This is a genomic window from Bacteroides sp. BFG-637 (assembly GCF_024793605.1).
GTDB classification, from domain to species: Bacteria; Bacteroidota; Bacteroidia; order Bacteroidales; family Bacteroidaceae; genus Bacteroides; species Bacteroides vicugnae.
In genome coordinates, this window is the sequence record NZ_JANUPD010000002.1 from 3235754 (window position 1) to 3249105 (window position 13352).

The following is a 13352-nucleotide window of genomic DNA, read 5'->3' on the forward strand; positions in this document are numbered from 1 at the left end:
CGGAGCTGTATGCGGTGAAAGTCGCACGTACAGTTCTTAATGGGGAAAGCGGCAGCAATGCCGCCGACCTACATAACTAATAAGCAGTAGAAAATGATAAAGTCAGCAATTTTAATAGTAGCGGCATGTTGTAGCTTACAACTATTTAGTCAGGAGAAATTTCCCGATGGTAAAATGATACCGGATTGGTTTTACCAAAATGAGAAAACTGATATCAGTATAATGGGAAAGAAATTCTTGATTACAGATTATGGAGTAGTGAATGATAGTACACTACTACAAACTGAAAAGATTCAGGCTGTTATAGATTTGGCATCCGACAATGGTGGGGGAGTTGTTGTCATTCCGGAGGGCACTTATCTTAGTGGCGCACTTTTCTTCAAACCGGGAACACATTTACATCTGGAATCAAAGGCTATATTAAAAGGTAGTGATGATATTAGCAACTTTCCTGTAATAGAAACACGGATGGAAGGACAGAATCTGAAATACTTTTCTGCCTTGATTAATGTTGATAAGATTGATGGTTTTACTCTTTCCGGGAAAGGAACGATTGACGGAAACGGTGAACGATACTGGAAATCATTCTGGTTGCGGCGGCGGGTTATTCCTAAATGTACTAATATGGATGAATTACGTCCCCGTTTGCTTCATATATCCCATAGTAATAACGTACAGATTTCTGATGTACGGCTGGTGAACTCTCCATTTTGGACGACTCACATTTATAAGTGTGATAGTGTAAAACTCTTGGATTTACATATCTATTCTCCCTCTTCCCCTGTAAAAGCTCCCAGCACAGATGCTATTGATATTGATGCATGTAAAAATGTACTGGTTAAGGGGTGCTATATGTCGGTCAATGACGATGCGATTGCTTTAAAAGGCGGGAAAGGACCCTGGGCGGATCAAAATCCTGATAATGGTGGCAATTGTGATATTATCATTGAAGACTGTACTTTCGGATTTTGTCACGGAGTGCTGACTTGTGGAAGTGAGTCAATCTATAATCATAATATAATTCTCCGGCGTTGTGATTTGGATCAGGCTAAACGCCTTTTATGGCTGAAAATGCGTCCGGATACTCCTCAACAATATAAGTACATCTTGGTTGAAGACATAAAAGGGAATGTTCGCAATTGCATCTTTATTGCTCCATGGACACAGTTTTATGATCTGAAAGATCGCAAAGATATGCCGGTCTCATATTCCAGCTATATAACGATGCGTAATATTCACCTGGATTGCGATTCCTTTTTTGCTGTAGAGAAATCAAATCAGTACAAATTATCCAATTTCTGTTTCGACAATCTGGCTATCAAGGCGAAAAAGGATGTGAAGATAGATGAAAACATAATTGATTCACTCATCATAAGAAAGGTTGAAATAACTAAGGTGAATTAAAAAAGAATGGCAGAAAGACTGGAAAATTGTACATAGACTGTAAAATCGTACAAAAACGACGTCTGATAGGCTGTACGCATATGAATTTACATAAGAAAGTCGAATTCTCCATATTCCTTTCCTTTCATTCTGCCATGTAATACGGTATCTTTGACATGTGCTTATTTAGTAAAACATTGAATCTAAAACTATAAAATACAATGAAATTCTGTAGAATTATTTTTTGTCTGTGGCTATTGATCTGTTTTTTCCCTTTGGGAATTTATGCAGATATACAACTTCCCTCTATATTATCAGATAATATGGTACTTCAGCAAAATGCGAAAGTACGTTTCTGGGGAAAAGCACGTCCCGGAGAGAAGATTCAGGTAAAAACTTCGTGGGATCATAAGAAATATAAGGTGGTTGCTTCAGAAAGCGGTCATTGGGAATTGATGATACAAACACCGGTAGCCACTTCCGGACAGTCTGTGATATTGAAAGGCGATAATAAGATTCATATCAATAATGTATTAATAGGTGAAGTTTGGCTTTGTACCGGACAGTCAAATATGGAATTTCCAGTAGCTCGTAATCCGCAAGTGAAATGGAAAACAGGAATGCTGTATGGAAGCGGAGGAAATGAAAGATGCTGATTTTCCGGAAATCCGTCTGTTTCATGTAGAGCATCAGATGGCGCCTGATGGTGAAAAAGAGGATTGTACAGGGAAGTGGGTGGTTTGTAGTCCGGAGAATCTGAAAGACTTTTCTGCTATAGGATTTGTCTTTGGGCGTAAATTGTATAAGGAATTGAGTACACCGGTTGGTTTAATTCAGTCTACTTGGGGAGGAACACATGCCGAATCCTGGACAAGCATGAAAGTGATGGAAAACAATCCGCTGTATGCCGATGTCTTAAAACAATATTCAAAGGAAAAGGTGAGTAGGGAAAAAGATAAGTGCAAGGTTCCGGCTACATTGTGGAATGGTATGATTGCTCCTATAGTAGGGTATACTGTAAAAGGGAATATCTGGTATCAGGGAGAGTCCAACTCTGTTCGTTATGAGAAATATCAGGAGGTATTTACTAACTTGATAAATAGTTGGCGGAAAGAGTGGAATCAGCCGGATATGCCATTCTATTTTGTACAGATTGCACCACATTACAAACAATCGGCAGGTATTCGTGAAGCACAATTGAAAACATGGTTAGGTGGACTTGAGAACATTGGAATGGCAGTAGTGACGGATGCAGCCGATTCTACAGACATACATCCACGAAATAAAGTTGCACCGGGCGAACGGCTGGCAGCTTGGGCATTAGCAAAGCAATATGGTAAAAAGATTGTTTATTCAGGACCTCTCTACAAATCAATGAAAGTGAATGGGAGAGAAATTACATTAGATTTTGAATTTGCGGAAGGTGGCCTGCAGACACCCGGCAATGAACCGGTAAAAGGATTTTTTATTGCTGGCAATGATGCGCGGTTTTATCCGGCTGAAGCCGTAATTGATGGAAGTTCGATAACGCTTTCTTCAACTTATGTCTCTGTACCTGTAGCTGTACGCTACGGTTATGGGACTTTCTTTAGAGTGAATCTGTTTAATAAAGCCGGATTTCCAGCAGTTCCTTTCCGTACGGATTCTTTTGCTTCCGACACTTATTATCGTCTGTTTGCCGATTCGGAAATTCGCCGTTTCCCGAAAGCGTGGCAACTGGATCATGGAAAACGCCTGTATTTTGGTTATGCGCAAGGAGTAGGTTGTTGTGCGATGTTACAAGTTTGGAAGAAAACAGGAGACCGTAGGTACTTTGATTATGTAGAGGCATGGGCTGATTCTTTGGTAGATAATAAAGGGGATATTTATTTGTATAAGAAAGAAACCTATAATTTGGATTATATCAACTCCGGGAAAGTTCTTTTTGATTTATACGATGAAACCCAAAAGGAGAAATATAAATTGGCTATCGAGAATCTGATAGACCAGTTGAAAAAGCAGCCTCGTACAACAGATGGAGGTTTTTGGCATAAAAAAATATATCCTTATCAGATGTGGTTGGATGGATTGTATATGGCTTCTCCTTTTATGGCTAGATATGGAGCTGAATTTAATCGTCCGGAATGGATTGATGAGGCTGTTAAACAGTTCACTCTCTGCCATCAGCATACATACGATACCAAGACCGGACTTTATTATCATGCATGGAATGAGGACCGTAGCCAGCGCTGGGCTGATCCGGAAACTGGCCATTCTCCTAATTTCTGGGGACGTAGTATCGGTTGGTGGTTTATGGCTTTAGTAGATGCTTTGGAATATATTCCCCAAGATCATTCAGGCTATGCTGATATGATTAAATGGACGAAGGAATTAGCAGAAACTCTTTCAAAATACCAAGATAAAAATGGCTTGTGGTATCAAGTAATTGACCAACCTTCACGTACCGGTAATTTTCCGGAAGCTTCTGTTACGACACAATGTATGTATGCCTATATGAAAGCTGTGAATAAAGGATACATTGATAGTCAGTATCGCGCCATTGCAGAAAAGGCTTTTAAAGGTCTGTGTGATAAACTACTGATTTCCAATCCGGACGGAACATTGACATTAACCAAATGTTGCCAAGTGGGTGGATTAGGTGGTAAGCCTTACCGTGACGGCAGTTTCGAGTATTATATAGGAGAGAAAATGAGAGATAATGATGCTAAAGCAACAGGCCCTTTCATTATGGGATGTATTGAACTGAACAAATAATATAGAAGTAGAAATGATAGGAAATTTTCGACTATTGTTTCAATTAATGAACTAATAAAATGTAGTACCATGAAAAAAGAACAAATTATCAAATCGATGTTATTTTTAATTATTCCTTTGCTTGTTATCTCATGTGATGGTAATGGCTTTATGGAATATGAAGAGACTGCATTGATGCAAAGAGATGCGCAGCAAGGACTTTTAAGTGACGAGGCAAGTGATAATACATGTATGGTTAATCTGAATTTATTTACAAAACCTTATTTTGATTATCAGTATAATACAGGTGATCATGTAGATGAGTGTTTTGTATATATTGATAATCAGGAAGATCATACTAGATGCCTTTATCCACAAAGTGGAAAAAATGTAAAAGGTAGTTTTATGATACCTTTCGGAAAACATCGAATTAAATTGAATATAGAAATTGATGATGGTAAATCATATATATATCCGATTGAACTATGTAATGCTTTGGTAACTTTAAAGAACGGTGAAGCAAGTATGGTGCTTTACGATAGAGTTATTCTTAAAAGAGCAGATTCTTCTTTCACAAATTCAGCCTTTACAGTTGAATTTGATGTAGATTTTCCTTATGCTGAAAACAATGATTATACATTAGATATTACATTAGGATTTTATGATGAAACATACGACGATGGTTCTTCAGGTCCTTATGTAAACGGAAACGTTAGTGTTTATACTTATTATCAATGGGAATCCATTTTTGAACCAGCTAAGCCAACTTATATTGACTTTGTTCTTGGAATTGTATATAATTCTACTCAAAAGGAATATTGTTATAAAGGGTATTGTGAACAAGAACTTTCTATAGATAGAAATGGAATGGTTATTAATAATGTAAGTTGGCATAAAATGGTAAGATTACCTAATGGTGATGATATTGGATATGAATTATATTTAATAACAGGTATATGGGCTAAATTACAGTCGAATATTGATACAATGATTGGTGAAACAGAAGTATCTTGGTATTCAGCTTATTATAGAGTAAAATGGGATGACGGAGAATATTCAGAATGGTATCCTATGGATGAATTAGACGAATCTTCAGTTAGGATAGATGCTACTATCGATTATTATCCCAACATTGAGATTGTATGTTTCAATACCAAAGAAATTCAGGATGCTTATGCATCACAATGGGGCATTGTACCTTAATAACTAAAAAATCTTGATTTTTACGTATAAAGATGGGATCAATATTAAAATAGATATTCAACTACTGATTGCGTAAATAGCAAAATAATCAAGTATACTTGATAACTGATATACAATTTTTTTAGGTTTGAATTTAATTTATTAATCAAATAAGTATTTCTTAATTATTTTTTTATATATAAAATGAGAAACACAGCAACTTTTCAAAAAAAGGCATATCCAATTGCCGTGAGATGCTTAACAAGCATTTTATATTTCTTTTTGTTTTCGCTTTCCTCGCTAGCGGCTTGTGTAGATAAAGAACCTGTAGATGAGGAGGATGCAGACCCTGCCATCAATCCTCACAGTTCATTTTTGGAGGATGAAGAAAGTGGTGGTTCTACAAGTTCTGGTCCTGCATTTCCTAACTTTGCCAATAACGCGCCAGCATTTCCAGGAGCAGTGGGGCACGGTAGAAATTCGGAAGGAGCCCGTGCCAGTAGTAATCGAGAGGTTTATGTTGTAACCAATTTGAATAATAGTGGTGCTGGATCGTTTAGAGATGCTGTTAGTCAGTCAAACAGAATCATAGTATTCAATGTATCTGGATTGATTGATTTGAATAAAGAGGTGCTTGTATTCAAAGATAATCAGACGATTCTCTGCCAAACAGCTCCCGCTCCCGGCATTGTGCTCTACAATGGCAGAACGTCTTCTACCAATGCTGACAACGTGATTGTACGTTATTTGCGTATGCGTGCCGGTCGGCAGGTTAGTAGCAGTGATAATATAGATGCGGGAGGGGCAGCTTACGGTCATGATCAAATTTATGACCATTGTTCTTTCACGTGGGGAACAGATGAATGTTTCTCACTCAATAATGATAAGCAGCCGGAAAGACTCTATAACATAACATTGCAGAATTCAATTCTAGGACAAGGATGCCAGAATCATTCTTGCGGAGGTTTAATTCAAACCGGTGAAAAAGACGGAATTACTATTTTCCGAAATCTATTAATTGATAATAAGACCCGTAATTTTAAAGTAAAAGGGCTGAATCAATACGTTAATAATATAATCTATAACTGGGGAAATGGAACAGCTTATGATGCAGGAGGTGAATCCGCTGGAACCTCCAATACGGTGATTGAAAACAATTACTTTATTAAAGGACCGGCATGGACATGGCAGAATTTTGCGGAAGTAGATGTAGACCCAAGTATTATTGGTGATGAAGAGCAATGTCGAAAATCCGGAGACGGATATTATGAAGTTAAATATCAAGTGAATCCCGCCAAACCACTCACCGGTGGTGGAGGTACGGGTACATTCTTTTCCTATTGTGTAGGCAACTATTATGATGAAGATAAAGATGGTACTTTGAACGGATTTGAACTTACGCAAAGCAATTGGAATACCTATTGTAGTGCTGTGATAGATCGATTAAGTGCTCCGGATGCTTTACATCCGACCATTTCTTCTACAACCAGTGCAACAGAAGCTTACTATTGGGTGGTGGAGAATGTAGGTCCTGTTTTGCCAGAACGGGATGCAGTCGACAAATTTTTGATTAGCGAACTAACCTCATTGGGAATTGAAGGCATGATTTTTCGTAATCAGACGATAGAACGTCAATATCCACTGGCCAATATTTGGAACGCTGAATTTGCAGTCAGTGTAACCGGTCCGATAGACACGGACAGTGACGGCATACCCGATGATTTTGAGGATAAATGGGGGCTAAATAAAAATAATGCAGGAGATGCTGTTCGGATTGCAGAGAACGGATATACAATGATTGAGAACTATGCTCTTTCTCTTGAATTCCCGGATGAGTATGAAAAGGCTTGGAAAGAAGCATACGGTGAATAACTAATAATAAATCATATTATGAAAAAGTACAGATTTCTAAAAGCTATTTGTTTGTCCTGTATTGTCTTTTTTGCTATTTCGTGTACAAATGAAGACTATTTTATAGAGGCAACCAAATCTAAGTCAGTGCAAACGAGAAGCATAGAAACAGATACAACCACTTTTGTTGCTATTCTAAATATTTATGCTAATTCTTTTAAGGATTATATATTCAATTATTCTACTCCTGAGGCATATAGAATAGATCAATGTTTTGTATGGATAGATGATCATTATGATTATTTTAGACCATTAGGCGGGCTTTTAAAAAACGATGAATACGTTTGGAGCTATTTTGATTTAACCTATGGAACTCATCACGTAAAAGTAAAAGTGTTGATTGATGAGGGAAGATACTATGGTATAAAAAAATGTAGAATGGTTGTTGCATCACAATGTACAGGGTTGGGTACTATTTTTTTTGACGAAACTGTAGATAGAATAGAACCCGGAGGTTCTCTTTCTAACGCTGATTTTGAAGCTGAATTTGATGTTGATTATCCTTATGTGCCAGAGCACGAGTATGCATTAGATATCGAACTTTTTTTTGAAGAATAAAGCAATATATTAGAAATTCATAAATTATTAAACAATGAGAAACGCAACATTTTTACGAAAAATGCTTTGGCTGTTATGCATTCCATTACTCTTTACTGCCTGTAAAGATAATATGGACGAGCACTACGAAGTGCCAGACTGGGTAGCAGACAACGCATGGGAAGTATTGAGTTCTAGTGAACACGGAAACTATTCCATCTTCCTGCAAGGAGTGGAGATTGCCGGTTTCAAGCAAATGCTTGAAGGTAAAGCAATCCTGACTGTTATGGCACCAGACGATAGCGCTTTCCAATCCTATCTAAACGAAAAAGGTTATGCCACTATTTACGACATGCCTGTCGATGAGGTAAAAAAGTAATAGGTTACCACGTTCTTTATTATTCTTATAATAAGGAGAAGTTGGTAAACTTCCGCCCAACGGGAAATACGGAAACGGAAGAAGAGCAGAGTGTAGCAGCAGGTCTGTATTACAAACACCGAACAAGAAGCAGTGATGCGCCAACAATTGAGACAACTGCTACAGGTTCTTCTGTTATGGTGTACCACTTGGAACGCTATTTGCCGGTATTCTCTTATCGCTATTTCCAGACGAAAGGTATTGATGCGAAGAGCAATTACGAAGCTTTTTATCCTAACTCTACTTGGACAGGAGAAAATGGATTCAACGTATCTAACGCATCAGTAAAAGAATACGGAATAATTGCTAATAATGGCTATATTCATACGATTGATCGGGTGATTGAACCATTGGAAACAATTTATACCGAATTGAAGAAACAAGATGAATATTCCTATCTTCTTCAATTTATACGATTCCTTCGGTGAATATATTGCCGATAATACATTAAGTGATTCCTATGCTGCCGCATACGGGGTAGATACCCTTTATCAGTATCAGCACAACAGTCTGCCGAACATTGCTTGTGAATGGCCTACAAGCAGTTATCTAAATTTTACGTTATTGACTGCTACCGCTTACAGCATCTTTGCACCGTCAAACACAGCCATTAATCATTTCTTCGACAATTTCTGGAAAGTCGGAGGTTACTCTTCATTGGGAGAGGTTGATCCACTGGCTCTTAACTATTTTCTATACCAGTTTATCTATGGTGGCTCATTGGTATTTCCCGAAGAAATAGGAACAGGAAAACTGGAATCCTTACTCGGTTCGCCAATCAATATCAATCCGGCAATGTTGAATGAAAAAATCATGTGTGTGAATGGTGCACTCTACGGAATGAACGAGATTCAGGAGCCGAGTGCATTTGCGTCTGTAGTAGGACCTTTGTTCCAATATCGGGATGCACGTTCTTTCCTTTATGCATTGGGAGGGTCTTCCCTGATATCCTCTTACACATCTAATTTAGTGAAATATATTATGCTTGTTCCCACTGCGGACCAATTTGATGCTTCAGGTATCAGAACCGTTTATAGTACTCAAGGATTGGAAGAAATGGGAGATGATGGTTGGTCAGAAATCAGTAGTTCTGCCAAACAGAATATTATGTATTTACACTCTGCTAGCATTCCTAGTGGTCAGGAAAGTGAATTGCCGGAGAATGGAATGAAAGTAATCCCTACACAGTCCAGTTGGAACTTCTGGTTTGTTAAGGACGGAGAAATTACTTGTAATGCTATTTTCAATCAGCAATTGAATCCTCAATTCAATGGAGAGGTCTTCTTCCCATTTACGAAACTGAAAGACGGCTCTAACGGCAGTGCCTACAGCTTTGATTGTAATCAGCTATTTATGGCAGAAAGTGGTGACTTGAATTACAATCTTGCTATTTGTGCGGACAGGAATTATCCGTATTACTGCTTTACCCAATTACTGCGTCAAACAGATATTATATCTAATCAAGTACTGATGAATATTTTCTTAAAAGGACGGTTTGTCGCATTTATTCCTACCAATGAAGCTATCAAACAAGCCTTATTGGATAATAGGATTCCGGGAGCAACCAATGCCTCATTTGATGCCAATGGTGAGTTGACTGGTGACTTTGATAAAGCAAAATTGGCAAACTATCTGAACTCATACTTTATGACTGCCAAACAAAATGTGATAGCTTCTTATCCTTATATTGGATCTGATTTCAAGAGTGGACGTTATTGGAGTGAACGTACAGCAGAAACTGAAGGAGCGACTGTGCCACAACTGATTTATACAGATAACGGGACTTCACTGAGTATCCAGTTGGAAGGATACAAAAAATGTCATGTGATTCCAGACTATTACTACTTTCCGTTCGCATACGAAGAGGGTTGTTTCCACCTGATTGATGACGTCTTTTGATTAACAGAAAAATAGAGATTATGAAATTATTAAAATACATACTGATTGCTATCGTATTCGCGACAACTGCCGGCGAAGCTTTTGGACAAGCTAAAGTCCTGTCCGGTAAAGTGACCGAGATGTTTGGCGCGACAGCAGAGCCTATGGTGGGAGTAAACGTTAACATCCTTAATTCCCAAAACCGTTCATTAGGCGGTACTATCACAAATATGGACGGTATCTACAACTTGAAAGTACCAAATGAAAATAATCTGACCATTGTGTTTTCTTATATTGGAATGAAAACCCAACGAATCAAGTATAATGGTCAGACCAGGCTGAATGTTACCATGAAAGACGATACACAGTCAATCAATGAGGTGGTAATCTCGGGAAAACGAATTGAACGCAACGATATGGGTATCAGTTCCAGAGAGCAATCTTCTGCCACACAGAAAGTCAATATGGAAGATTTGGTAGCTATTGCTCCGGTTACTTCTATTGAAGATGCCCTGCAGGGGCAGTTGGGTGGTGTCGACATTGTATTAGGCGGTGGTGACCCCGGTGCACGTGCCTCTATCCAGATTCGTGGTGGAAGTACGCTGAACGCCAATTCCGAGCCGTTGATCGTAGTCGACGGTGTACCTTATCCGGCTGAGATTGATGATAATACGGATTTTTCGACCATCAACAATGATGACTTGGGTGCCTTGCTAAATATTTCACCGCAAGATATTGAATCCATTGAGGTTTTGAAAGATGCGGCGGCTACTGCTGTTTGGGGTACCAAAGGTGCTAATGGTGTGTTGGTCATCAAAACAAAACAAGGAGTGCAGGGAAAAACGCGTTTCAGTTTTTCTTCCAAGTTCTCCGCCAAGTTTGAACCGGAAAGTATTCCGATGCTGGATGGTAATCAATATTCGGCCTTAATTTCCGATGCTCTGTGGAATAGTGCCAATTACATTGGTCTTGCTAACTCTGCCAGCTATTTGCAGATGCTTTACAATTCACCGGAGATCGGTTATCAGCCGGACTGGACTTATTTTGACGAATATAACCAGAATACAGATTGGCTGTCTGAAGTACGTAGAAATACGCAATCATGGGAAAATACTTTTTCTATGAGTGGTGGAGGAGAAAGAGCAACTTACCGTTTCTCTTTAGGTTATCTGGATGAAGGCGGTACGACTGTCGGAACCGATTTCAGTCGTTTGAACTCCTCGTTAAACGTACGTTACAAGTTTTCTGACAAGTTAATTTTTACAACGCAATTCTCTTTTGTTCAGTCTACGAGAAATAATAATTATTACAATGTACGTACAGAGGCTTTCCGCAAAGCACCAAACAAATCTCCTTACTATATTGACGATGCGACTGGAAATTATACTTCACAGTATTTCAATCACAATGAAAATTCCACATTAGATCCGGCCTTTGACAGCAAAAAAAGTCGATATTACAATCCTATTGCTATGGCGAATGAGAGTGTCAACAAAACTATCCAGCGGGAAAGTAAGATGAATTTCAACATTGAATACAACATATTGAATGGGCTAACTTATTGGGGTAATGTCAACATGAATATCCGTAATACGAAAGGACGCATGTTTTTGCCGCAAGTAGCTACCGGACTTGCCTGGACTGACAGTAATGCAAACCGCAGTACAGATACTTCTTCTGACCAATTGACCATCAATACCGAGAACAAGTTGATCTATCGTAAAAATTGGAATGATAAGCATAGCATTATTGCGACCGGTGTCTTCCGTACTGTGGAAACGACTAAATCCAGTTATGGAAGTGAAACTTCCGGTAACGCTTCTTCCGGTCTTGCCGATCCTACTATCGGAAGTGCCGTACGTAAAATTAGTTCTGGAGATTCTAAGACGCGTAGCATCAACGGTGTGGCTTTAATGAACTATACTCTGTTGAACCGCTATATCGTCAATGCTTCTTTGGGATTAGAGAGCAACTCAACTATGGGTAAATCGGAACGTTTAGGAATGTTCCCTACTGTCGGTGTCGCTTGGCATTTGGCAGATGAGAAATTCATGGACTTTTCGAACGATTGGATGGATGAGTTTAAACTTCGTTTTAGTTTAGGACAGACGGGGAATGCTGCCTCTGGCGCTTCGCTCTATCTGGGTTCGTACGCCTCCGGAGACAATTACATGGATATGAGCGCCATTACCCCGAGCAGCATGCAGCTCAATCGCCTGAAATGGGAAACAACCACTGAATATAATACAGGGCTGGACGCTTCTTTCTTAAAAGGGAAACTTCGCTTCACGGTCGATGTCTATCAGAAATATATCAAAGATCTGTTGCAAAAGAAAGTTAAAATGCCAACTAGTATTGGTTATGGAAATGGCTATGAAGTCAGCTACATGAATTCCGGAAAGATGACGAATAAAGGTTGGGAATTCCGTGTTGATGCCGTCCCGTTTGAAAATAAAGACTGGCGTGTAGGGTTCTACTTTAACATCGCTCACAACGAGAACAAGATTACGGAAATGCCGGATAACTATACCGAAGAAAACTATACCTTCGGTAATGGCATCTATGCATACCGTAGAGAAGAAGGACGTCCGATGGGTTCTTTCTACGGCTATCGCTACAAAGGTGTTTGCCAGAATAAAGATGCTACGTATGCACGTGATGCAGATGGCAACGTGATGAAAGATATTTCCGGTAACGCGATTGTTATGCGGAATGGAACAGCTACCATAGCTCCCGGAGATGCTCTCTACGAGGATATAAACCATGATGGTGTCATCAATCAATATGATATTGTCTATTTAGGTAACTCTAATCCGAGATTCACCGGAGGTGCTGGTGTCAACGTCAGCTATAAGCAATTTAAGCTGTCGGCTATTTTTTACGGACGTTATGGACAGGACGTAGTCAACTCTACCCGTCTGAATAATGAATCCATGCGTGGAATTGACAATCAAAGTACGGCTGTCCTTAGACGTTGGCGTAATGAAGGCGATCAGACAGATATTCCGCGTGCACTTTATGGAGAAGGATACAACACATTGGGTTCCGACCGCTTTGTGGAAGATGCTTCTTACCTGCGTTTGAAATCGTTGTCGTTCAACTATCGCTTGCCGAAAAAAATAATTCAGCGTTGGGGATTTAGCAATATTGATGTATATGTCACTGGATACAACCTCTTTACTTGGACTAAATACACCGGTCAGGATCCGGAAGTGAAGACCGAAAATACATATGCCACAGATAGTGCTACTACACCGGCTTCTATTCAACTTGTTGCCGGCTTTAATTTAAGTTTTTAAAAGATCTACGA

At 39.1% G+C, this 13352-nt stretch carries 5 protein-coding genes and 2 pseudogenes; all 7 read left to right on the forward strand.

Translation table 11 applies throughout. The features are described from left to right. Nucleotides 1-93: 93 nt before the first annotated feature. On the forward strand, nucleotides 94-1404 hold the full coding sequence (locus NXX38_RS12355; RefSeq protein WP_258979607.1) for a glycoside hydrolase family 28 protein: 1311 nt from the start codon (nucleotides 94-96) through the stop codon (nucleotides 1402-1404). Nucleotides 1405-1706: 302 nt separating this feature from the next. Further along, nucleotides 1707-4137 (forward strand): annotated as a pseudogene (locus tag NXX38_RS12360) (glycoside hydrolase family 88 protein). Nucleotides 4138-4206: 69 nt separating this feature from the next. Next, on the forward strand, nucleotides 4207-5319 hold the full coding sequence (locus NXX38_RS12365) for a hypothetical protein (protein WP_122135663.1): 1113 nt from the start codon (nucleotides 4207-4209) through the stop codon (nucleotides 5317-5319). A 183-nt stretch (nucleotides 5320-5502) separates the two neighbouring features. Next, entirely contained in the window at nucleotides 5503-7170 is a 1668-nt protein-coding gene (locus NXX38_RS12370; RefSeq protein ID WP_122135664.1) for a polysaccharide lyase family 1 protein, read from the forward strand. Nucleotides 7171-7188: 18 nt separating this feature from the next. Continuing rightward, nucleotides 7189-7767: a hypothetical protein gene (locus NXX38_RS12375; RefSeq protein ID WP_122135665.1), complete on the forward strand. Its 579-nt coding sequence runs from the start codon at nucleotides 7189-7191 to the stop codon at nucleotides 7765-7767. Nucleotides 7768-7801: 34 nt separating this feature from the next. Further along, a pseudogene (locus tag NXX38_RS12380) lies at nucleotides 7802-10063 on the forward strand (fasciclin domain-containing protein). 20 nt (nucleotides 10064-10083) lie between these two features. Continuing rightward, on the forward strand, nucleotides 10084-13341 hold the full coding sequence (locus NXX38_RS12385) for a TonB-dependent receptor (protein WP_122135667.1): 3258 nt from the start codon (nucleotides 10084-10086) through the stop codon (nucleotides 13339-13341). Nucleotides 13342-13352: the final 11 nt, after the last annotated feature.